This is a genomic window from Oleiharenicola lentus (assembly GCF_051660365.1).
GTDB classification, from domain to species: domain Bacteria; phylum Verrucomicrobiota; class Verrucomicrobiia; order Opitutales; family Opitutaceae; genus Lacunisphaera; species Lacunisphaera lenta_A.
This window is the reverse complement of the sequence record NZ_JBOZXB010000001.1, coordinates 3,483,831-3,507,641: the sequence shown is the minus strand read 5'-3', so window position 1 is coordinate 3,507,641 and position 23,811 is coordinate 3,483,831. Positions and strand designations below refer to the sequence as shown.

The following is a 23,811-nucleotide window of genomic DNA, read 5'->3' as shown; positions in this document are numbered from 1 at the left end:
TCAGGATTTGGCCAGCGCAGGTTCAGTGCGCGCGGCGAAGGCGAACTCGTAACCGTCCGCGAGCGCGAGCCAGGTCGCGTCGAGGATGTTCGTGCCGGCGCCGACCGTGCTCCAACGGCGTTCGCCGTCGTGCCAGTCGATCAACACGCGCGTGATCGCGCCCGTGCCGGTGTTGGAGTTCAAAATACGCACTTTGTAGTCGGCGAGTTGGATCGCCGCGACCTGCGGGAAAAGCGGCTGCAATGCCTTGCGGAGCGCTTTGTCGAACGCATTGACCGGACCATTACCTTCGGCGGCGGTGTGCACTTCGTGGCCGTCGATATCGAGTTTAATCGTCGCGTCGGCGACCTGGCGTTCGCCGTGGCGCGTCACCATGCCGCGATAATCGAGCAAGGTGAACAGCGGCTTGTAATTCGGCGAAGCGCGCTTGATGAGGAGCGCGATGCTCGCTTCGGCGGCTTCAAAGGAATAACCTTGGTTCTCTTTCTCTTTGATGAGTTCGAGCACCTTCGCACCGAGCTCGGCATCGACGTTCTGCAGCCCAAGCTCGCTCGCTTTCGAAACGAGATTCGCGCGACCGGATTGTTCGCTGACCACGACACGCATCTGATTGCCGACCAATTCAGGCGCGATGTGTTGATACGCATCAGGGTGACGCTGCATCGCGGAAACGTGAATGCCGGCTTTGTGCGCGAACGCGCTGTTGCCCACGTAAGCCATCTGCTCGTTCGGCGCGAAGTTTGCGACCTCGGCGACGAAATGAGCAACTTCGTGAAGACGCGCGAGACGGCCTTCCGGCAACGCACGCATCTTTAACTTCAATTGAATGTTCGGCACCACGACGCAGAGATTCGCGTTACCACAACGCTCGCCGTAACCGTTGATCGTGCCTTGCACGTGCGTCGCGCCCGCGGTGACCGCCGCGATAGTGTTTGCAACTGCGCAACCCGTATCGTCGTGCGTGTGAATACCGACCTTCACACTGTCGCCGAAATGATCGCGCACTTTCTTCACGATTGCCGCGACTTCCCAGGGAAGATGGCCGCCGTTGGTGTCGCACAACACGACGGTTTCCGCACCGCCTTTTGCCGCCGCACCGAGCGCGAGCAGTGAATAGTCAGGCGTTTTGTCGAAGCCGTCGAAGAAATGCTCCGCGTCGAAAATCACGCGTTTTCCCTGCGAGCGCAGATAAGCGGTGGTTTCTTCGATCATCCGGAGATTTTCTTCCGCGGTTGTGCGCAGGATTTCCAACACTTGAAAAAGCGAGGACTTGCCGACAATGCAGCAAACATCCGTGCCGGCGGCGACCAGCGCTTGCACGCTCGGATCTTCCTCGGGCTTCAGCTTCGCGCGGCGCGTCGCGCCAAACGCCACAATCTTCGCGGTTTTCCACGTTTCTTTCCGCGCGAGGTCGAAAAACGACACGTCTTTTGGGTTTGAGCCCGGCCAGCCGCCTTCAATAAACGCCACGCCGAGTTCGTCGAGCTTGCGCGCAATGCGCAGCTTGTCGTCAGCGGAATACGAAATGCCCTCCGTCTGCGCACCGTCGCGCAGCGTCGTGTCGAACACCTCGATGTATTGGCGGTTGTCGGCTGTCGTCATGAAAAGTTTTCCGAAAAATTCTAAAAACTAACCCTGCCTCAGAAAAAACAGCGGGCGACGGGCGGCTTCTGAAACGAAACCGCCCGTGCTCGCGAAACCTTACTTGGAGATCGTGACCGGATTCAGGAACGGCATCATCGCGCGCAGTTTGGCGCCGACGACTTCGATCTTCTGGCCGCGCTCCGTGTTGCGGAACTTCGTCATGGTCTTGCGACCATACTTGTTGTTCTCGTCGATGAAGCGCTTGGCGAATTTGCCCGTCTGGATGTCCTTCAAGATGCGTTTCATCTCGGCTTGCGTCTTCTTTGTGACGACGCGCGGGCCGGAAACGTAATCGCCCCACTCCGCCGTGTCGGAAACCGAGTAGCGCATGTAGTTGAGGCCGCCGCGATACATCAAGTCGACGATGAGCTTCAGCTCATGCATACACTCAAAGTAGGCGATCTCAGGCTGGTAACCGGCGTCGACGAGCGTCTTGAAACCGGCTTTGACCAGCTCCGCCGCACCACCGCACAACACGGCTTGTTCGCCGAACAAATCCGTCTCGGTTTCTTCGCTGAAGGTCGTCTCGAGGACGCCTGCACGCGTGCAACCGATCGCGCGACCGTAGGAAAGCGCGAGCTTCTTGGCGTTGCCGGTCGCATTTTGTTGAACTGCGATGAGGCCGGGGACGCCGCCACCTTCCTGGAACACTTCGCGCACACGGTGACCGGGCGACTTCGGCGCGATCATGGAAACGTCGACATCCTTCGGCGGAACGATGCCACCGAAACGGATGTTAAAGCCGTGGGCGAACATCAGCATCTTGCCGGCGGTGAGGTGCGGAGCGATTTCCGCTTTATAAAGACGAGCCTGCACATGATCCGGCACGAGGATCATGATCACGTCGGCCCACTTCGACACGTCGGCAACTTCACCGACCGTGAGGCCGGCCTTCTTCGCCTTCGCGACGGACTTGCTGGTCTTTGCCAGGCCGACGCGAACTTTGACGCCGCTCTCTTTCAAGTTGAGCGCGTGTGCGTGGCCTTGGGAGCCGTAGCCGATGATTGCGACGTTCTTGCTGCGGATGAGCGAGAGATTCGCGTCTTTGTCGTAGTAGATTTTAGCCATGGGAATAAATTGGGTTTGGGATTGAGGGTCTGGGTTTTTGGTTTTCGAAATTAAACGGACATCGAGAGGCCGGAGTCGTCGGCGTGATCGGATTTCTTGGCGACAACCGCGCGCACGAGCGGCGGGTTGGCCGAGAGTTTTTCGTGACCGCGCGCCATCGCGACGGAACCGGTGCGCACCATTTCGACGAGGCCGTAAGGGCGGAGCACCATCTCGAATTTGCCGATTTTTTCCGGCGTGCCGGTGACTTCGATCGTCAGGCTCTCTTCGTCGACATCAACCACGCGAGCGCGGAAGACTTCGACAAGTTGAAGCACTTGCGAACGCGTCTGCGGCGACACGGAAACCTTCACGAGACCGAGTTCGCGCACGAGCGCAGCTTTGTGCGTGAGGTCGTCGACGCGGAGCACGTTGACCAGTTTGTAGAGGTTGGCCTCGACGAGGCGCGCACCGGCTTCGGTGGCGTCGACGACGACCGTGAGTCGGGAAACGCCGACTTGTTCGGTGCGGCCGACGGTGAGCGAATCGATATTGAAGTTACGGCGACGGAACAGCGACGCGATGCGGTTCAAGACACCGGGCACGTCCTCGACGTAGGCAATGAGCGTATGTTTGGCCATGGCGGGAATTGATTAGCGGCGGGCGGTTGATTTTTTCTTGGCGGGAGCGACGCGCGCGGATTTCGCGGCGGGCTTGGCGGCTTTGGCCGCCTTGGCAGATTTAGCGGGAGCGGATTTCTTCGCCGCCTTGGCCGCCGGAGCGGACGCAGCTTGGAGTTTTCCGTTGATCACCTCTTCCGCGGCTTTTTCGGCAAACACGTTCGGAAGACCGGACGACGGCATCTCCCAATCTTTGTCGGAGCCGGATTCCAGCATCACGTCCTGCTTCGGACGGCGGATCATCTTGTCGAGCGCGGCGCCGGCGGGGACCATCGGGAATACCGTGTCTTCCTTCTCGACGACGAAATCAATGACGACCGTGCCCTTCGTCGAAAGTGTTTTCTCGACGGTCGACTTCACGTCGCTGCGCTTGTCGCACAACAGACCGGTGAGACGATACGCTTCGGCAAGTTTGACGAAATTCGGACCCGTCATCGGCGTGGCGGCGTAGCGCTTGTCGTAGAAAAATTCCTGCCATTGGCGCACCATGCCGAGGAACGCGTTGTTGATGATCGCGACGTTGACCTTGATGCCTTCCTGCTCGGCCGTGGCCAGTTCGCACGAAGTCATTTGGAAACCGCCGTCGCCCACGACGACCCACACGTCCTTCTCGGGACAGGCAAACTTTGCGCCGATGGCCGCGGGGAGCGCGAAACCCATGGTGCCGAGACCGCCGGACGTGATGAGCGAACGCGGTTTCTCGTGATGGAAATACTGCGCTTCCCACATCTGGTGCTGACCGACGTCGGTGACGACGATCGTGTCGCGCTTTTGCGTGAGGCGCCAGATGTCGTTGATGACATGCGCGGCGTAAAGGTGGCCGTTGTCAGGGAGATTTTTGATGTCGCGCACTGCGGAATCGCCCTTCGCGGCCGCGATGGTCGCCCACCACTCGCCACGATCGGCGGTGCGGACGCCCGGGAGCAATTGCTCGAGCACTTCGCTCAAATCGCCGATGAGCGCGACGTCCACCTGGACGTTTTTGTTCACTTCGGACGGATCGATTTCGACGTGAATCTTCTTCGCGTGTGGCGCGTAGGTCTTGAGATTGCCGGTGACGCGATCGTCGAAGCGCATACCGAGCGCGATGATCAAGTCGGCCTGTTGAATGGCTTCGTTCACCCACGACTCACCGTGCATGCCCATCATGCCGAGATTCAACGGGCTCGAGGCTGGAATCGCACCGATGCCGAGCAACGTGACCGCGATCGGCGTGCGCGTGGTGTCGGCGAGTTCGAGGACTTGCGCGGTGGCGCCGGCCTTCAACACACCTTGACCCGCGAAGATGATCGGACGTTTCGCGGAATTGATGAGTTCGAGCGCCTTCGCGTATTCGCTCGGAAGCGCGCGGAGGTCGGGACGATAGCCCGGCAGTTTCGGCGCGGCGGCTTCCCAATCGAATTCAGCGGTGAGCTGCTGCGCGTCCTTGGTGATGTCAACCAACACCGGGCCCGGACGGCCGCTCTTCGCGATGTAGAACGCTTCGCGGATCGCGCGGGCGATGTCATCGGCGCGCGTGACGAGATAATTGTGTTTGGTGACCGGCAATGTGACGCCGGTGACATCGGTCTCTTGAAACGCGTCGGTGCCGATCGCCTTCGAGCCGACCTGGCCCGTGATACATACGATCGGAGACGAGTCCATCATCGCGGTGGCGATGCCGGTGACCATGTTGGTCGCACCGGGACCGGACGTCGCGATCGCGACACCGACCTTGCCGCTTGCGCGGGCATAACCGTCGGCCATGTGCGTCGCGCCCTGTTCGTGGCGGACGAGCACATGGTGGATCTTCGGATACTTGGTCATCGCGTCGTAAGTCGGCAGAATAGCGCCGCCCGGATAACCGAACACGACGTCAACGCCTTCCTTTTGTAAGCATTCCCAAATGATTTCTGCGCCGGTGAGTTTCATGATGTCCCTGGAGTTATGAGTGAGTAATTAAAAAATTAAGAAGTGACGGCGCCTTCCGAGGCCGTGGAAACAGTGTTGGCGTATTTCGCCATGACGCCGCGCTTGTAACGCGGCTCGGGGGCCTTCCAGCCCTGGCGGCGCTTGGCGAATTCCTCGTCGGAAACGAGCACCTGCAACTTGCGCGCCGGCACGTCGATTTCGATCGTGTCGCCTTCGTTGACGAACGCGATCAGACCGCCCACGAACGCCTCAGGCGCCACGTGACCAATCGAGAAACCACGCGTCGCACCAGAGAAACGACCATCCGTGAGCAACGCCACGGAATCGGCGAGCCCCTGCCCGGCCAACGCGCCGGTCACGCCGAGCATCTCGCGCATCCCCGGACCACCTTTCGGCCCTTCGTAGCGGATAACGACGACGTCGCCCGCTTTGATCTGTTGCGCATTCGCGGCGGCCATCGCGGATTCTTCGTTTTCGAAGACGCGCGCCGGACCGGTGATTTTTTCGCGATTGCTGCCCGCGACTTTGAGCACCGCGCCATCTTGCGCGAGATTGCCGCGGAGAATCACGAGACCACCCGTGGTCTTGAAAGGCTTGTCGGTCGGACGGATGACTTGCTGGCCCGCAGCTTCAGGCGCGTCTTTCACGGCGTCGCCAATCGTCTGGCCGGTGACCGTGAGACATTCTTTATGAAGGAAACCGCCCTCAAGCAGACGACGCAGCAGCAACGAGATGCCGCCGGCTTTCTGCATCTCGACCGCAGTATAAAGACCACCCGGCTTGAGCGTGGCGATGGTCGGCGTCTTCGCGCTGATCACATCGAACTCATCGATCTTCAAAGAAATGTTCACTTCCTTCGCGAGCGCGAGCAAGTGCAGCACGGCGTTCGTCGAGCCGCCGGAAGCGGCGACCGACGCGATCGCGTTTTCGAACGCCTTGCGCGTCATGATCTGCGACGGGCGCACATTTTTGCGCACGAGGTCCATCACGATTTCGCCGCAACGGAACGCCGCTTTGTTTTTCTCTTCGGAAGCGGCCGGGACACCGTTGAGCCCAACCGGCGAGATGCCGATGGCTTCCATGATGGTCGCCATCGTGTTCGCAGTGAATTGACCGCCGCACGCGCCGGCCGTCGGACACGCTTTGTTTTCAACGCAGTTAAATTCCTTCGCGTCGATTTTGCCGGCGGTGAATGCGCCGACTGCTTCGAACACATCCTGCAACGTCAGCGCCTTGCCGTTGTGCAGACCGTGATCGATCGAGCCGCCGTAAAGCGCGAGGCCGGGGATGTCCATGCGCGCGAGCGCCATCATCACGCCGGGATTGGTTTTGTCGCAGGCCGAAAGACAGACCAGGCCGTCGAGGCTGTTGCCGCGCGCGACGAGTTCGATGGAGTCGGCGATGACTTCGCGGCTGATGAGCGATGTCTTCATGCCTTCCGTGCCCATCGTGATGCCATCGGAGATCGAAACCGTGTTGAATTCGAGCGGCGTGCCACCCGCCGCGCGGATGCCGGCCTTGACGTGTTCAGCGAGCGCGCGCAGGTGGAAATTGCACGGCCCGATTTCCGTCCACGTGTTCGCCACGCCGATCAACGGCTTGCTCAAATCTTCGTCGGTAAACCCGACGGCTTTCATCATGGCGCGAGCCGGCGCGCGACTCACACCATCAGTGACCACTTGGCTGTAACGTTTGCCAGTTTCCATAGGGGATAGTTCAGGCGACGCTACCGAAATATTCGGAGCGCGGCGAGACATGGTTAAAAGTTTTTTTGGAGGTTTGCGTCATACGCTAAAAATAAAAAAACCGCCCCTTTTCGGTGGGCGGCTTCCTCTTTGAGTTTTTGATTTCTCTTAGGAGCGTTTGGCTTTAACGAGCCGCCCAGTTGGTGTCGTGGCCACCGCTACAATTGCGGCGACTACGGTAATAAGGGCAATGGCTACGAGAGAAAACATGCGGGACGGGCTAGAACGTGCCCAAACTCCCCCGCTCCTGTCAATCTTCGTTTCTCACTTTTTGACAACCAGGCTTAAATACGGGGAGTCCGTAACGGTTCAGAGCAAAAATTGAATGAAAACGTATCAAAAATGATACGAACTCACGTCGCGCGCCGGCCCCGGATATTCTGCGCAAGCCGCAAAATGTCCGCCAGCACGCCGCCTGCGGTGACGTCGCCGCCCGCGCCCGCGCCGCGCACCACCAACGGGTATTGGCGGTAGCGCTCAGTTTGAAACGCGACAAAAGCTTCCGAACCGCGCAACGAGGCCGCCGGATGCGTCGCTTCGACTTCGACCGGGCCGACGGTGACTTTCGCGCCTTCCGCACCGGGCGTAATGCGCGCGAGATAACGCGGCAATTTGCCTTGGGCGATGCAGGCGGAGACTTTTTCGGCAAACTTCGCGTCGAGTGCCGCCAACGATTGCAGGAATTTCTCCGGGTCGTCTTCGCGCAAATGTTCGGCCGGCACGAGCGGCTCAAGCACGACATCCGTCAACTCGACTTGCAGACCAAGTTCACGCGCGAGGATGATCGCTTTGCGCGCCACATCGAGGCCCGACAAATCGTCACGCGGGTGCGGCTCGGTATAGCCAAGGTCCTTCGCTTTGCGCACCGCGACGGACAGCGGATCACCTTGCACGAGGCGATCACACAGGAAACCGAGCGTGCCCGAAAATGCGCCTTCGATCGAAATCACGTGATCGCCCGTGCGCACGAGATTCTTGAGCGTCTCGATCACGGGAAGCGCAGCGCCGACCGTCGTCTCGTAGTGATAGGCGCGGAAATTTTTCCGGGCCGCGCCGAGCAACGCCAGCCGTTCGGGCTGCGGCAGCGCGAGCGGTTGTTTGTTCGCCGAGACGACGTTGATGCCTTCCGCAAACGCGGCGCTGTAAATTTTTTCCATGCCGGGCGCCGCCGAGCAATCGACGAGCACCGGATTTGGCAGCTGCGAGAGTTTGCGCAACAACGTGCTGACGTCGCTCACGACTTTTCCTTCCACGAGCGCTTTTTCGAGCAACGCAACGGCTTCAACCGGCGGCAACCCGTCCGCGTCGAATAACGCGCCCTTGCTTGAACCGATGCCGACGAGGCGCACTTGCACGTCGTGCTCGCGACCGAGTGCTTGGTTCTGACGATTGATTTGTTTCAGCAGACTACCGCCGACGACACCCTTGCCGAGGAGCAGCACGCTGATTTGCGTGTGCGCGAGATTGAACGCGCCGTGCACCGTGCGCACCGCTGTTGCGGTTTGGTCTGCATCGACGACGCATGAAATGCTGCGCGAGGAAGCGCCCTGCGCGACCGCGCGCACCGAGATACCAACCGAGCCAATCGAATTAAGAAAATGTCCCGCGACATTCGGACGCTTGCCCATATTTTCACCGACAAGCGTGACGAGCGTGACCGGCGAAATCACCGGCTCGATGCGCAAGTCGCCCGACTGGATTTCCGGCGCGATTGCTTCAGAAATGCTCTGCTTCGCGCGCGCTTCGTCCATTTCAGGAATTACGACGGAGAACGATTGCCCGAGCGTCGACTCGGTGGTCATCCACACACGCACGCCGGCTTCGTTCAGCGCGGCGACGATGCGACCGCCCACCGGGCGACCGAGCCCCGTGCGGCGCGATTGCACGCCGAGCAAAGTGAGACGCTCCAAACTCGTGACGCACGTCGGACGATTCGGATCAGGATTGCCGGTCGCGTCGATGCGCGTGCCGGGAGCGTCAGGCTGAGTGGTGCTACGGATGACGAGCGCCGCGCCGCATTCGCGCAACGGAATGATCGTGCGCGGGTGAAACATGCGCGTGCCGAAATAGGCGAGCTCGAGCGCTTCGTCATAAGAAAGTCGATCCACCGGCACGGCCTCGCGCACGAGCGACGGGTCCGCCGTCATCACGCCAAGCACATCTGTCCACACCGTGACGGCGGTGGCTTTGAGCAAACCGGCCACGAGCGTCGCGGTGTAGTCGGAACCATTGCGACCAAGCGTAGTCGTCTGGCCATCGCGCGTGCGGCCAATGAAACCGGTCACCACTGCCACCGTGTTCGCCGGCCATTTTTCCGTCACTGCGGCGAACTTCACTTTCGTTTCGGCTTTGTCCACCGCCGCAGCGCCGAACGTGTTGTCGGTCACAACGAAATCGCGAGCATCGACGGGAATCGCCGCGACGTCGCGCTCGCACAAAGCGCGCGCGAGCAAGGTAACGGAAATGCGTTCACCGACGCTGATGATCGAGTCGAGCGTGCGCGGTGAGCATTCGCGCGTGAGCTCGATACCCGACAACAAGCGCTCGACCGGCGTCAGGATTTCATCGAGGTCGTATTTAAACCCTTTTTGATTCTGCGCGTTCATCACCGTGCGCGCAGTGTTCGCGGCGAGTTCGCGCACTTGCGTGAGCTGACGGCGCGCTTGGGAAATGTTACCTTCCTCCGCCGAGCGCGCGGACAAGATCAACCAATCCGTGCTGTCGCCGAGCGCGGAAACGACAACCGTCAATGGCTTCGGCGCCGCCGCGATGAGCTCGAGCACTTTGGGCAAACGCCCCGAAGTGCCGACCGATGAACCACCAAATTTATAAACCTGCCAGCCTTCGCTCATAGTGTGGGTGCCTGCAGTTGCAGCGCGCGGGTTAAGATGGGAGCGAGTGAACCCCACTCGATTAAAAAAGCATCGTGGCCGTGAATACTCTTCACCGTCGTGCGCTCAACTTTCGCGCCGCTCGCACGTAATTGCTGCGCTAGGACGGCGGCTTGTGCGGGCGTGAAAAGCTGGTCGGTGTCGACATCGACGACCTCCGTCGAGGCGCGCACGCGCGAAATCGCCGGCACGGTGTCGCCCGGCAACGGTTGCGTGAGATCGTGGTGGTCCATCGCGGCAAGTTGCAGTTCGTAAGCGCGCGCGGCGAAACGACTGCGCAGTTTGCGGCCTTGATGCTCGAGGTAACTTTGCACGGGATAACCCGTGTCCGCACCTTTGCTGAGGACTGGACGCGGTTGCCGCGCATCGAGGCCGGGCTCGGCGCGATAGGTCAGAATCGCGAGCTGACGCGCGATCTCGAGGCCGCGACCGACGTTGTGCGGGTAACCGGGATCGAGCCGCAAAATCTGCCGTGCCACGTGATTCCAACCGACGACCCACGCACTCGCCGACACGCTCGTTGCGAGCGGCAAAATCCGTTCAAACCGTTTTGGCGCGATCGCGGCAAGCGTGAGCGTAATCATGCCACCGAGTGAGCCGCCCGTCGTGAGGTGCACGCGATCGATGCCGAGTTTATCGAGCGCGAGAATCTGCGCTTTCGCGATATCGACACCGGTAAGATCGACGGTTTCGTCCGCCGGAAAACCCGCGACGCCCGGACCGCTGCTGCCGTAGCATGAACCGAGATTATTAAAACAAATCAGGCGAAACTGCGCGGGATCGAGCGGTTTGCCGGGGCCGATCAACGGCTCCCACCAACCGCCGGGCCCGCCGGCTTGGGCGCTACCCGTGAGCGCATGCACGATGAGCACCGTAGGCACATCGGCTTGTAACGATTCAGGCGTATCTCCTTCGCGACTCCACCACCACCCGGCGGAGCGGTGCTGATGAACTACCCCTCCGCGCGCGAGCGCGAGGTCTGGCAAAGCCAGTTCAAAGGAACGCGGTAACGCGGCAACAGTCGGCATGAGAATGGTCGGCAGTTTGCTTCCATTTCACGCAGCCGGCGTCGAAACGCCGAGGATCGATTGTTGCATACCCGTCATGCCTTCCGTCACGTAATCGCCGCCATTATTTGCGGGGCATTTGCTATGAGTGGGAAGTTTGGCGTTAAAGGAATTCATGACGTTAATCGTTTATTTGTGTTGGGGATAAGCGTCGCCGCGCTGCAAGTCGAGACAAGGCGTCAAGCTGTCATAGCTGGAAGCGTGCCCGCTGTAACGTGTCATAGCGAGCGACTTGAGGATTCCGGCTTGTTGACGAACGGTCGCTGGCTACGCTCCTCCGTTCATGGCTAAACGTTCCCAACGCATCGTGCTCAAATTCGGCTCCGGCATCTTGGCCTCCGAAGGCGGCATTGGTCTGAGCCGCAAGCAGATTGCCCGGCTCGCCCGCGAAGTTGGCGCGCTCGTCCGCGCCGGCCACGAGTGTGTCATCGTTTCCAGCGGCGCCGTCGCGGCTGGACTCGCCACGCTCGACCTCACCTCCCGACCGAAGGAACTCGCCGCCAAGCAAGCCTGCGCCGCCGTCGGCCAGTCCCAGCTCATGCACGCCTACGCCGCGGAGTTTTCGCGCCAGGGGATCGCCGTCGCGCAACTATTGCTCACTTACAGCGATCTCGACAGCCGCACGCGCCATCATAACGCGCGCGCCACCCTCACCCATTTGCTCAAAAGCGGCGTCGTCCCAATCATCAACGAGAACGACACCGTCGCGACCGAGGAACTCAACTTCGGCGACAATGACCGCCTCTCCGCCGAAGTCGCGATCCTGATCGAAGCCGACACGCTCATCATCCTGACCAGCGTCGATGGTTTGCAGGACAAGGACGGCAAGGTTGTGCCGCTCGTGAAAAATTTCGACGACGTCGCCAGCCTTGTCCGTTCCGACAAAGGCGCGACCTCGACCGGCGGCATGGTCACAAAACTCCAAGCCGCGCAACTCGCCGTGAAAGCCGGCATCGCCGTCCACATCGCCAGCGGACGCAAAGCGGGGCTCGTTTACGAAATCGTCGCCGGCAAACGTGTGGGCACGACCTTCCCGGTAAAGTCCAAGTAAGCGATGGCCGATCTCGTCCAACTCATCGCCCAACTCGGCCAACAAGCCCGCGTCGCGGCAAGGTCGCTCGCCACGACGCCGGCCGCGCGCATCGACGACGCCTTGCGTGCGATGGCCGATGAACTTCTCGCGGCCCAAGACGCCATCATCACGGCCAACGCTGCCGATGTTTCCGCTGCACTTGCCAACGGCCAAACGCCCGCGCTCGTTGATCGCCTCACGCTCACTCCGAAACGCTTGCTCGCCTGCGCCGAAGGCTTGCGCCAAGTCGCGTCACTGCCCCACCCCGTCGGCCAGAAAATTCGCGAATGGACGCAACCCAACGGACTGCAAATCGCCAAAGTGCGCGTGCCGCTCGGCGTCATCGGTTTCATTTACGAGTCGCGTCCCAACGTCACGTGTGACGCCGCCGGCTTGTGTTTGAAGAGCGGGAACGCCGTGATTCTCCGCGGCGGTTCGGAAGCGTTGCGCTCGAACTTGGCGATCGCGACCGCACTCGCGCGCGGCCTCGCCAAAGCCGGCTTGCCCGCGCACGCGGTGCAACTCGTGCCCGTCACGGATCGCGACACGGTGCGCCTGCTCGGCGAAGCCGTGGGCGTGATCGATCTGCTCATTCCGCGCGGCGGCAAAGGCCTCATCGAAGCCGTCGTCAAATCCGCGCGCGTCCCCGTCATCAAACATTATGACGGCATCTGCACGCTCTACGTCGACCGCGAGGCCGATCTCGCGATGGCGACCGAGATCGCCATCAACGGCAAATGTTCGCGTCCCGGCGTGTGCAACGCACTCGAAACCATTCTCGTGCACCGCGACATTGCCGACACGTTCCTCGCACAAGCCGGTCGCGCCCTTACGGAGCGTAAAGTGCAGCTCCGCGCCGAACCGCACGCACTCGCGCTCCTCACCCAAGCGGGCGTCCCCGCCACAGTCGCAAACGCCGACGATTTTAAAACGGAATTCCTCGCGCTCATTCTCGCGGTGAAAATTGTCGACGGAGTCGAGGCCGCGATCGAGCACATCGAAACGAACGGCTCGCATCACACCGACACGATCGTCACGCGCGACAGCGCCACGGCGGAACAATTTCTCGCCGGCGTCGATAGCGCGGTCGTGTTGTGGAATGCGTCCACGCGTTTCAACGACGGCTACGAATTTGGTTTCGGCGCTGAGATCGGCATCAGCACGGATCGCTTGCACGCACGCGGCCCGATGGGACTCGAAGAACTGACTTCGTATAAATACATCGTGCGTGGAGACGGCCAAATCCGGCAATAGTCCGGCCAGCACGGCCGGGCCACATTTCACTTGCAGGGCAAAACAAAGCCGCTGCCCGGTTTCATCAGGCAGCGGCTATTATTTTCTAACTTAGTGAGGGCGACCAACCGTTAATTAGTGCCCTCGAAAGGCAGTTAGTTGAAATAACAGACCGTCGTCACGCATTTTCCCGCTAGCGACGCGTCACAAATTTGCGACAATTTCGGTTTTTTAAGGGAACCTGAGGTTAAATCCCGATCGAGTCAGTGCATCACACCCTAGCCCCTTAAGGAGAATTACGCCGCCACCGCTTCATCTGAGAATTTTTCGCAGGGATAATTTCAAAGACCCAGAACTGGTTCACTTGCCGTGCGGTAAAATTATCATCGGACGCGATCACGAGCGTGTCGTGCCCATTCGGTAGCTTTCGACCCAACGCGATGCATTCGAGATTATCAATGTGCGGCTGACCGGCGCTGTCGAAATTGTAGAGCAAGCGTTTCGTCGCCGCTTTCACCGGTGCATCGCCGAGCGACGCCACCGCGGCAACATCATCGGCTGCGCTGAGTTTCGCCTCGAATAAAAGTGCGCCGAAGCGCCACACGTTGTCCGACGCCGTGCGCGAACCAGAACGCTCAAGCACCAGTAATGTATCACGCGACACCGCGAAAATTTCCGACACGCCATTGTCCGCCAGTTCTTCGGCCGCAATTTTTGGCACGATCGGATCGCGCACATAAGCGATTTGGCGGAGGATTTTCCCTTCGCGATCAAACTCCGTGAAGCGTGCCGGATCGCGCGTGCCCGAACCGGCCGGCGCACGGTCTTGTTGCAGTGCCCCTTCCATTCCGACCCACAAAGAATTGCCGTCGGTCGAAAAACTAAGGCCCTCGAACGTCTCGTTAAAACGCGGGCCGCTTCCCTTCTCTTTCGCAAATTTCAACTGAGGCGGCGTGGGCATGTCCGCGAGAAACGTGCCATCGCGCTTCGCGTGACGCACCAGGGGATCGGTTTGCGGGCGGCGCAACCCTTCATGCGTATACCACACGCTGCCGTCGCGCGGATCGAGGCGAATGGCTTCGAAATCAGGCACGACATCGCTGGGCTTGGCGTTTCGTTCGTTGGGGTAATCGCTGCCGTCAGGTTGCCGCAGCGCTTGCACCGCAGTCACGCGCGCACTGCGAAATTCCTTTTCGTCGTAGTCGAGTTTTACCGTGTAGAAACGCCCCGGGCCTTGATCCGATTTATCGTCGCTGATCGCAACCCACGCGTCATTCGCCCGATCGTAATCCAGTCCCGAGAACCCGCCGACGCCGGTCTCTTGAAATTTATCTTTCGCAACCGTCTGCACACCGATCAACCGCAGTTCCGCGATGCCGTTTTCAGCGGGCGCACGATTGATGGACGTGCAACCCACCAGCATGCCCAGCAAGCCAACCACAACCGCTTTCGAAAAATCACTGACGATAGAACGGAAAACTTTCATGAAGCAGCGCAGGTTAGGAACGCGCCGCTATTTTGCAGCGGAAATCTTTTCGCCCCACCCACCCACTCACCGCCCTTAACGCAACGGCGGCTGCGCTTGCGTGGATTCCTTGGCGAGGCCGTCGCGAATCAACGCCGCCACGATGGCATCGACTTCCGTGCGGCGCCCCGGGCAAAACAGCTTGATCCCGCGACGCAGACTGCTCTCCAGGTTATGTATCAAATAGTAGCCGGTCATGTCGAATTGCAGGCCGCTCACCGCGCGCAGCGCATACGCGGTTTCGCCGTTGAGCGCAGGACGCTGCGCATAGATGAGCGTGAAACGCCCGGCGGCAGTATCGATGACGTGACTTGGACGGGGATGTCCCGGCAGATTGATGGTAAGAAACATGAAAAGTGGATCGAGGGTGGCCGGCAGCAGTGAGCGCCTTCGACCAGTTTAAGAGCGGATTCGACGCCAACCTGCCAAAAATAGCGATTTATCTTTGTCGTCTGGATCATCGGCTACGGCTAGAATTCGTTTTTCCGGTAGCAGGTTAGGAGATTCTCCGAGGGTTTATTTTTTGCGTGCGCACGCGCGCCACCTTGAATCAGCACAAATCGCTTCCGTTGTGCCCAGCCACCCAACCTCCGCTGCTTCCACTCATTCCATGCCACGCGCTGACCCCGCTATTTTAAAAGAAGTCGTGCGCACGGAAGATTTAAAATGGCGCCCTTCGCACACCGCCGACTATCGCAGCGAAACCGAGGCGCTCACCACCCTCGCCCGCACGATGGCGGAGGAACCCCAAAAAATCTTTCAAGGCCTCGTCGACCTGATTCGCCCACTTTGTCGCGCGGGCTCCGCCGGCATCAGTTTGTCAGAAGAACACGAAGGCCAAAGCCAGTTCCGCTGGGTGGCGACCTCGGGAGAGTTCGCGCCTTTGCGCAATGCGACACTCCCTCGCTCATTTAGTCCGTGCGGCGTCGTGCTCGACGAAAACACTCCGCAACTCATGGTGCGTCCCGAGCGCGCCTATCCTTACATCAATGATTTGAAAATCCCCGTCGAGGAAGTGCTGCTCGTGCCTTTCTACAATCGTGGTGTTCCGATCGGCACCGTGTGGGTGGCGACTCATGACAACAGTCAGCATTTCGATCGCGAGGATCTGCGTATTACGACGAGCCTTTCCCAGTTCGCCGCGCTGGCCGTCCAAGCCATGGCCAGAAGCTCAGAAGTGGAATCCGGTCGCCAAGCCGCGTCGGATGAGGAGCGCGAGCGCTTGCGCGTCGTCGACGAACTTTCCCAGGTAAAACAGCGCCTCGACGCCGCGCTGCTCGCCAGCGAAATCAGCCTTTACGAGTGGGACGTGCCGACGAATCGCGTCGACGGCGACGACAACTTCTACCGCATTTTCGGCGAGGATTTGCGCGCCACGCCGGAACACCGGCTGCAGCAATTCACCGCGCGCATCCACGCGGACGACCTGCCTGAGGTGATGAAGCGCATCCAGCGCACGCTCGAAACCGGCGAGCACTACGAAGCGGACTACCGCGTGGTGCGCGATGGCCGGGAAATCTGGGTGCGGGCGCGCGGGCGCATCACCTTTGATTCCACTGGGAAACCTTCACACTTCACCGGTGTGCTCGTGGACATCAACGATCGCAAACGCGCCGAGATAGAGCGGCGCGACGCCGAATACGAATCCGAACGACTCACCAAAATTTACGAAACAGTCCTCTCGTCGACCGAGGACTTCGCTTATATCTGGGACACGCGCGGCCGGTTCGTTTACGCGAATCGCAGCTTGCAGCGCTTGTATGGCAAAACTCTCGCCGAGATCGTCGGGAAAAATTTCTACGAACTCGGCTATCCCACCTGGCACGCGGACATGCACATGCGCGAAATCGCGCAAGTCATCGCCACCAAGCAGCCCTTCCGCGGTGAAGTGCCTTTCACCGGCGGGAGTGGCATCTCGGGCATCTACGATTATATTTTCATGCCGGTTCTCGGCAAAAATGGCGAAGTGGAATTCATCGCCGGCACCACGCGCGACGAAAGCGAACGTCGGCGTCGCGTCGACCGCGATCAATTGCTCATCGCGCTCGACGACGCCACGCGCCCGATGACCGACGCGCAAGAGATCACGCAAAAATCGGCTCAACTCCTCGGCAAGCAACTCGCCGTCAATCGCTGCGCCTACGCTCACGTGCATGAGGATCAAAACACTTTCGATATCCTCGGTGATTACAATTTCCGCGTGCCGAGCATCGTCGGTCGTTATCGTTTCGATCAGTTTGGAGAAGAGTGCGTGCGCCAGATGCACGCCGGAGAACCCTTTATCGTTGAGGACACTTTTGCTGATCCGCGCACCGCGTCCGTTCGCGATGCCTTTGTCGCTACGCAGATTCGCTCGGTTATTTGTGTGCCATTGCACAAAGCCGGCCGCTTTGTCGCGGGAATGGCCGTGCACCAAACTACGCCGCGCCTCTGGCAACCGCACGAAGTCGAGATGCTCGTCTCCGTCGCCAACCGCTGTTGGGAATCCATCGAGCGCACGCGGGTCACGCGTGAACTTGCCGACCGCGAGCGTGACTTGCAAAATGTCGTGCAGGAACTCGCCACCGCGCAACGTGGTCTCGAACAACACGCCAACGTCCTCGAACAAACCGTCGCTGAACGCACCGCGCGTTTGCAAGAAACGGTCTCCGAGCTCGAAGCCTTTTCCTACAGCGTGTCGCACGATTTGCGCGGCCCGCTCCGCGTCATGCGCAGTTTCGCCCAGGCTCTGCAGGAAGATTGCGGCGCGGAATTAAATGTCCTCGGACAGGATTACATCCGTCGCATCGTGACCGCCGCAGGCCGCATGGATCAAGTCATCCAGGACGTGCTCGAATACAGTCTGCTCGTGCGCAATGAGCTCCCGATCGAGCCCATCGCGCTGGAAGGATTTCTCGTTGGTTTGCTGGAAGGCTACCCGGAATTCGAGCACGCGGAAATCGTAGTCGAGTCGCCATTGCCAGTCGTATTGGGCAACACCGCCGCGCTCACGCAGTGTTTCGCCAATCTCATCGGCAACGCGCTTAAGTTTGTCGCGCCGGGCACGACCCCGCTCGTGCGCATTTACGGCGAGGCTGACGATAAAACCGCCCACGTGCACATCGAAGATAACGGCATCGGCATTGAAAAAAGTATGCAGGACAAAATTTTTGGCGCGTTCTATCGTCTTGATACCACTTACGAAGGCACCGGCATCGGCCTCGCCATCGTGCGCAAGGCTATCGATCGCATGGGCGGCACGGTGACCGTCGATTCGCAACCGGGCCACGGCAGCACGTTCCACCTGCATCTGCCGATTGCGCGGGAGGACGCTTCATGAGCCAGCCCGCACCGGTCATTTACGTCGAGGATACGGAGGACGATGTCTTCCTGATGCGCCGTTCGTTCACGAAAGCGCACATGACGCACCCGCTGGTTGTCATGCCGAATGGGCGCGAAGCCATCACGCACCTCGAATCCCTCGTCGGTCACGGCCCATCGCACCCGAAAATGCCGTGCCTCATTTTGATCGATGTCAAAATGCCCTTCGTCAACGGCCTCGAATTGCTCTCGTGGATTCGCGCGCGACAGGATTTCCGCCATGTGCCAGTGGTGATGTTTTCATCGTCGAGTCAGAAGCGCGATATCGACGCCGCCCGTTCACGCGGGGCAAATGGCTATGTGGTAAAACCCAGCAATCTCGACGAACTCCGCGCGCTAATCGAAGCCCTCCGTCCAGTCTGCACCGCGCTCGTCGCCAGTGATGCGTGGGTCACCCTCCCCGGCAGTATCAGCGAAGACGCAGAGGACGTTTAAATCGCAAGGGCCGATCTCCGAGCGGCCCGAGAAATATTATTCTACACGGTGGCCCGCCCGGAGGTCGGGCCCTACCTCGATACGCTCGGCTTTTCGCCTTACTTCAGCGACGCCATATCGATCACGAAGCGATATTTCACGTCGCTCTTGAGCATGCGCTCGTAGGCCTCGTTGATCTGATCCATGCGGATCATTTCAACGTCGCTGGTGATGTTATGCTGCCCGCAGAAATCCAACATCTCCTGCGTCTCCGGCAAACCACCGATCAACGACCCGGAAAGCGAACGACGCCGAAACAGCAACGGGAACGCCGCCACGGGCAACGGTTTTTCCGGTGCGCCGACGAGCACGAGATTTCCGTCACGCTTCAAGAGATTCATGTAGGCGTTGATGTCGTGCTCCGCCGAAACCGCATCGAGGATGAAATCGAAACTACCCGCGTGCGCGGCCATTTGCTTTTCATCTTTTGAGACGACGACTTCATGCGCGCCGAGGCGTTTCGCATCTTCGACTTTGTTCGGCGACGTCGTAAACAACACCACGTGCGCGCCGAACGCGCGCGCAAATTTCACGCCCATGTGGCCGAGACCACCCAAGCCCACGATCCCGACTTTTTGACCGGCGCCGACTTTCCAGTGCTTCATCGGGGAATACGTCGTGATGCCCGCGCACAACAACGGCGCCGCAGCCGCGAGATCGAGATTCGCTGGCATGCGCAGCACAAATTCTTCCGTCACCACGATGCTTTGGGCATAACCCCCGAGCGTCGGCGCGTTGAGCTGCTTTTCCATGCCGCCATAAGTCATCACCATGCCGGCGCAGAATTGTTCGAGTCCATTTTGGCAATCAGCGCACGTGCGACACGAATCAACGAGACAGCCTACCCCCACGGAGTCGCCTACTTTGAATTTGGTGACACCGCTGCCGACCTTCGTCACGCGACCGACGATCTCGTGGCCTGGCACCGCCGGATATTGCGTGAAATGCCATTCATCACGCGCGAAATGCAAATCAGAGTGACAGACGCCGCAGTAAAGAATTTCGATCTGCACATCGCTCGCACCCGGTTCGCGACGCTGGATGGTGGCCGGAGCAAGCGGAGACTTCGCGCTGCTGGTGGAAAATGCCTTCGTGGAATAACAGGTGGGTGTAGCCATGCGCTGAAGCTAGCCGGCCCGATGCCAGAAGCGAATTTAGTTTTGTATCAAATTGTCGCAAAGCACCGGCCAGAAATAAAATCGCTTCCGCAAAGCGCGCTGCTTGGAGAAGAGGTCGTTCTCGTCGTCCTCGGCGTAAAGATCGTGGGTTTGCTCGCCGCCATTAATTTTCAGCCTGGGCCAATTCGAGATAGAACGTGCTGCCCTTCCCCACTTCGGAAGTCAGGCCCACGATACCGCCCATGCGCTCCACTCCTTTTTTCACGATGGAGAGACCGATACCCGTGCCCGCGACCGATTGATCGAGGCGATAGAAGATGCCGAAGATCTTTTCCCACTGGTCGCGCGCGATGCCGACGCCGTTGTCTTTGAAAAACACTCGCACGCGCGGGCCCACGGTTTCGGCCCACACGGTGATGGCCGGGCGCGTGCCGCGCGGCGTAAACTTAACGGCATTATCCAGCAGATTGGACACGACCATCGACAGCGCCGCGCTGCTACCTTGCACCGCCGGCAGCGGCCCGACGATGCGGATATCCGCCACGGCGGAATCGAACTGCGGATATGATTCGAGAATGCCGGCGATGAGCCCTTGCAGGTCGATCTTTTCCGCAGCGACTCCCGCGGGGCCAACGCGACTGAACACCAGAATATCCCGGATCAACCGATCCATGCGATCAGCCGAGGCTATGATGCGCCGCACATAGTCTCTACCGGAATCGTTCAACTGACTGCCGCATTCCTCGAGGAGAATGTGCGCGAAACTTTGCATTGCCCGCAGCGGCCCGCGCATGTCGTGCGAAATGCTGTAGGAAAACGTTTCGAGCTCCGACACCGTTTCCTGAAGTTTTGCCGTGCGCTCCGCGATTTTAAGTTCCAGCTCGCGCGAGCGCTGCGCGATTTCATCGTGCACCTCCTCCGAGTGCAGCTGGTTGGAAATCAGTTCGGTAAACAGCGTCAGCGACGCGACCACCTTGGGATCGATTTTCATCGGCCGGCTGTCGAGCGCGCACAACGTGCCGAACATCCCGCCGTCGGGCCACTTAATCGGAATCGAGATGTAACTCTCGATATTATACATTTTCGGCGTGGGGTGATCCCGGTAAATTGGATCGACCGAAGAATGCTCGATGATGACCGGCCGATTATTTTCGCATACCCCTTTGCAAAAAGTGGTCGTCAGATCCAACTGCATCCCCACCACCAGACCAAATCCCGCGCGATCGTAAGCCGCACACGCCGTCCACGAATCCGTCGTCACTCGCGACACCATGGTCACGCGCATCCCGGTTAATTCCGACACCACCTTCAAGATGGAAGGAACCGCGCTAATCCGACTGACGGTCAAGATGTCCTGCTGAATATCTGGCGGCAACATCCGGTCAGACTTCGCCTCGCTTATCACTCAGTCGAGGGAAAACACGCCCCGGTTCTGGCAGTGGCCAGCTCAACCGGACTGTTCGTCACTCGCGATGCTCCATCGCCCGTTGCCAAATGGGATCATCGGACGACACCTCGCGACTCGCAGCCTGCCCGGTGCTTTCGTTCGTGTAGGCATTCACCACTTCGCCTTTGCCGTGTTGCAGCTGCACGGTGATGCGCACCGGATTCGGCCCGTCCCACAAGGCTTCCAGCCACTTCTCACCCAGCGAAGCCAACGGCGCCCCTTCGATGTGCGTAATGATGCGCCCTAAATATCCCGGAGCCATCCATAAAATCTGCCGGCGAGTAAAACTATCGCGGCGCATAAACCGCCGCTCAACCAGTATGAGGGCCTTGCGCTGCTGATCATAATTCACGTTGTAACCAGTAACTTTGATCGAGGTCACCGTCAGTTTATCGAGCGCGTGAGACGCCTCCACCCGCGGATCGGGCGTCGCCAAACCCGGATAATTTTCGAGCGCCAGCGAATCTTTGACTGAAGTGATTGAGGCAGCTTTCATCTCAGGCGTTGGCCTAGGCGCAATCGTCTCCATCGACGCGGTTAGAGCGCCCGACGCCGGTGGCACCGCAGTGTCGTGACTGCACCCCGCCAGCACTCCGCCCACCACCACCCAACCCGCGATGAAAAATCTCTTCATGCGCATGCCGATTTAAAACCCGACGCAAAAGTTCTGTCAACGCGGTCGCAGAGCCTACGTAGGATTGAACCTGACAATGATGGCTCGAATTAATACACACACACCGTGCCAGCTAAAAACCTCGTCGGGCCAGACGAGTGATCTAACGGAAGGCGAAATCGACGCGATCAAAGCCTACTTTACCGAGGAAGAAATTCTTTCGGCGATAGTTGAAGCAATCAAAGCAGCATGCGAATCGTGAGGATTAAAAACAAAAAAGGCGCTCCGTCACTGGAGGGCCTGAAGTGGGTTGACTTGTTAAATCTGCGCTACGGCGAGTCCGGTTGAACCCGTCAAACAACGATCGCACGAGCGCACACCACGGCTTCCAGCTTTCGCTGAAACTACGGCTCGGCGAGTCGAACACTAACGTTACGGCAGATCGGTCGAACCCATCAGATAGCGGTCACACTCGCGGGCGGCGCCGCGGCCTTCGTTGATGGCCCAGACGACGAGGCTTTGGCCGCGGCGGCAGTCGCCGGCGGCAAAGATGCCTTTGACGTTGGTCGTGTATTTCTCGTGCTCGGCTTTGATGTTCGAACGGGCGTCGGTCTCGAGGTTCACTTCCTTAAGAAGCGCCTGTTCCGGCCCGAGGAAACCGAGCGCGAGCAAGCAGAGTTGCGCGGGGATGGTTTTCTCGGAACCGGCGACTTCCTGCGGGACGAACTGACCTTTGTCGTTTTTGCCCCAGGTGATTTGCACGGTGACGATTTCCTTCAACTGACCCTGCTCGTCGCCGATGAATTTTTTCACGGTCGTGAGATACACGCGCGGGTCGGCGCCGAACTTCGCCGCGGCTTCTTCCTGGCCGTAGTCGAGTTTGTAGGTCTTTGGCCACTCGGGCCAGGGATTGTCGGCGGCGCGCTCGGTCGGCGGCTTCGGGAGAATTTCGATTTGCGTGACGCTCTTGCAGCCATGGCGCATCGAGGTGCCGACGCAGTCAGTGCCGGTGTCGCCACCGCCGAGGACGATAACGTCCTTCCCTTTCGCGTTGATCGGGGCCTTGTCGGCGTGGCCGTTGAGCACGGCCTTGGTGTTCTCGGTGAGAAACTCCATCGCGAAGTGCACGCCGTTGAGCTTGCGGCCTTCGATCGGGAGGTCGCGCGGTTGCGTGGCGCCCGTGCAGATGACGGTGGCGTCGAATTCCTTCAAAAAGAGCTGTGGCTCGACGTTGTCTTTTTCGCCGGTGCCGACGGACGCATTGCAGATGAACTTGATGCCTTCCTGCTCGAGCAGCTTGATGCGGCGAAGAACGACATCCTTCTTATCGAGCTTCATGTTCGGGATGCCATACATGAGCAAACCGCCCGGACGATCGGCGCGTTCGTAAACCGTGACTGTGTGGCCGGCCTTGTTGAGTTGCGCGGCGGCGGAGAGACCCGCGGGACCGGAGCCGATGACGGCGACCTTTTTGCCGGTGCGGACCTTCGGAGTTTCCGGCGCGACCCAGCCTTCATCCCAGCCCTTGTCGATGATCGAGACTTCGATGTTCTTGATCGTGACCGGCGGGCTGTTGATGCCGAGGACGCAGGAACCTTCGCACGGCGCCGGGCACACGCGGCCGGTGAATTCGGGGAAATTATTCGTGCGGTGCAAGCGGTGCAGCGCTTCTTCCCAGAGGCCGCGGTAAACGAGATCGTTCCACTCGGGGATCAGGTTGTTGATCGGGCAGCCCGACGCCATGTTGCTGATGAGTTTGCCGCTATGGCAAAACGGCACGCCGCAATCCATGCAGCGCGCACCCTGCGTGCGGAGTTTCTTTTCATCCATGTGGTGATGAAACTCTTTCCAGTCGCGCACGCGCTCGTTCGGCGAGCGGTCGGTCGGAAGTTCGCGGAGGTATTCGATGAAACCAGTTGGCTTACCCATTTTAGAAAAGTGTTTTTACAGAAGGAAACAAAGGTAACTAAGGACTTCGTTCGCT

At 59.6% G+C, this 23,811-nt stretch carries 18 protein-coding genes; 4 read left to right on the top strand and 14 right to left on the bottom strand.

Annotated features, from left to right (window positions below; all coding sequences use genetic code 11):
• The 8 genes from cimA to ACRRQW_RS13570 form a co-directional block, all read right to left on the bottom strand.
• Window positions 1-1,602: a citramalate synthase gene (cimA, locus tag ACRRQW_RS13605; protein ID WP_438482038.1), complete on the bottom strand. Its 1,602-nt coding sequence runs from the start codon at window positions 1,600-1,602 to the stop codon at window positions 1-3.
• A 99-nt stretch (window positions 1,603-1,701) separates the two neighbouring features.
• Window positions 1,702-2,712: a ketol-acid reductoisomerase gene (ilvC, locus tag ACRRQW_RS13600; RefSeq protein WP_438482037.1), complete on the bottom strand. Its 1,011-nt coding sequence runs from the start codon at window positions 2,710-2,712 to the stop codon at window positions 1,702-1,704.
• Between the two features lie 50 nt (window positions 2,713-2,762).
• Window positions 2,763-3,332, bottom strand: a complete 570-nt coding sequence (ilvN, locus tag ACRRQW_RS13595; protein ID WP_438482036.1) for an acetolactate synthase small subunit — start codon at window positions 3,330-3,332, stop codon at window positions 2,763-2,765.
• Window positions 3,333-3,344: 12 nt separating this feature from the next.
• On the bottom strand, window positions 3,345-5,282 hold the full coding sequence (ilvB, locus tag ACRRQW_RS13590; RefSeq protein ID WP_438482035.1) for a biosynthetic-type acetolactate synthase large subunit: 1,938 nt from the start codon (window positions 5,280-5,282) through the stop codon (window positions 3,345-3,347).
• Window positions 5,283-5,317: 35 nt separating this feature from the next.
• Window positions 5,318-6,988 (bottom strand): dihydroxy-acid dehydratase, encoded by a 1,671-nt coding sequence (gene ilvD / locus ACRRQW_RS13585; protein WP_438482034.1) that lies wholly within the window; start codon window positions 6,986-6,988, stop codon window positions 5,318-5,320.
• Between the two features lie 392 nt (window positions 6,989-7,380).
• On the bottom strand, window positions 7,381-9,879 hold the full coding sequence (gene thrA / locus ACRRQW_RS13580) for a bifunctional aspartate kinase/homoserine dehydrogenase I (RefSeq protein ID WP_438482033.1): 2,499 nt from the start codon (window positions 9,877-9,879) through the stop codon (window positions 7,381-7,383).
• Complete coding sequence (locus ACRRQW_RS13575; RefSeq protein WP_438482032.1) at window positions 9,876-10,946, bottom strand: alpha/beta fold hydrolase; 1,071 nt, start codon at window positions 10,944-10,946, stop codon at window positions 9,876-9,878. The genes thrA and ACRRQW_RS13575 overlap by 4 nt, the downstream gene beginning before the upstream one ends.
• A 27-nt stretch (window positions 10,947-10,973) precedes the next feature.
• Window positions 10,974-11,102, bottom strand: coding sequence for a hypothetical protein (locus ACRRQW_RS13570; protein ID WP_438482031.1), 129 nt, complete (start codon window positions 11,100-11,102; stop codon window positions 10,974-10,976).
• A 166-nt stretch (window positions 11,103-11,268) separates the two neighbouring features.
• Between ACRRQW_RS13570 and proB the strand changes: the two genes are divergently transcribed.
• Together proB and ACRRQW_RS13560 are read left to right on the top strand one after the other, a co-directional pair.
• Entirely contained in the window at window positions 11,269-12,036 is a 768-nt protein-coding gene (proB, locus tag ACRRQW_RS13565; protein WP_438482030.1) for a glutamate 5-kinase, read from the top strand.
• A 3-nt stretch (window positions 12,037-12,039) separates the two neighbouring features.
• Window positions 12,040-13,311: a glutamate-5-semialdehyde dehydrogenase gene (locus ACRRQW_RS13560; protein ID WP_438482029.1), complete on the top strand. Its 1,272-nt coding sequence runs from the start codon at window positions 12,040-12,042 to the stop codon at window positions 13,309-13,311.
• A 265-nt stretch (window positions 13,312-13,576) separates the two neighbouring features.
• Here ACRRQW_RS13560 and ACRRQW_RS13555 read toward each other — a convergent pair whose 3' ends face one another.
• Complete coding sequence (locus ACRRQW_RS13555; RefSeq protein ID WP_438482028.1) at window positions 13,577-14,776, bottom strand: esterase-like activity of phytase family protein; 1,200 nt, start codon at window positions 14,774-14,776, stop codon at window positions 13,577-13,579.
• Window positions 14,777-14,851: 75 nt separating this feature from the next.
• On the bottom strand, window positions 14,852-15,166 hold the full coding sequence (locus ACRRQW_RS13550; protein WP_438482027.1) for a hypothetical protein: 315 nt from the start codon (window positions 15,164-15,166) through the stop codon (window positions 14,852-14,854).
• A 259-nt stretch (window positions 15,167-15,425) separates the two neighbouring features.
• On the opposite strand from ACRRQW_RS13550, the gene ACRRQW_RS13545 reads away from it, so the two are divergent.
• A complete protein-coding gene (locus ACRRQW_RS13545) occupies window positions 15,426-18,134 on the top strand; it encodes an ATP-binding protein (RefSeq protein WP_438482025.1) in 2,709 nt (902 codons plus the stop codon).
• Window positions 18,131-18,610 (top strand): response regulator, encoded by a 480-nt coding sequence (locus tag ACRRQW_RS13540; protein ID WP_438482024.1) that lies wholly within the window; start codon window positions 18,131-18,133, stop codon window positions 18,608-18,610. The genes ACRRQW_RS13545 and ACRRQW_RS13540 overlap by 4 nt, the downstream gene beginning before the upstream one ends.
• A gap of 98 nt (window positions 18,611-18,708) precedes the next feature.
• Here the strand turns inward: ACRRQW_RS13540 and ACRRQW_RS13535 are convergent, their stop codons facing one another.
• The 4 genes from ACRRQW_RS13535 to ACRRQW_RS13520 all read right to left on the bottom strand — a co-directional run bounded on the left by ACRRQW_RS13535 (window position 18,709) and on the right by ACRRQW_RS13520 (window position 23,756).
• Entirely contained in the window at window positions 18,709-19,767 is a 1,059-nt protein-coding gene (locus tag ACRRQW_RS13535) for an NAD(P)-dependent alcohol dehydrogenase (RefSeq protein WP_438482023.1), read from the bottom strand.
• 163 nt (window positions 19,768-19,930) lie between these two features.
• Window positions 19,931-21,145, bottom strand: coding sequence for a GAF domain-containing sensor histidine kinase (locus ACRRQW_RS13530; protein ID WP_438482021.1), 1,215 nt, complete (start codon window positions 21,143-21,145; stop codon window positions 19,931-19,933).
• Window positions 21,146-21,230: 85 nt separating this feature from the next.
• Window positions 21,231-21,848 carry a hypothetical protein gene (locus ACRRQW_RS13525; RefSeq protein ID WP_438482019.1) on the bottom strand — a complete coding sequence of 206 codons (618 nt, stop codon included), beginning with the start codon at window positions 21,846-21,848 and terminating at the stop codon, window positions 21,231-21,233.
• 411 nt (window positions 21,849-22,259) lie between these two features.
• Entirely contained in the window at window positions 22,260-23,756 is a 1,497-nt protein-coding gene (locus ACRRQW_RS13520; protein WP_438482017.1) for a glutamate synthase subunit beta, read from the bottom strand.
• Window positions 23,757-23,811: the final 55 nt, after the last annotated feature.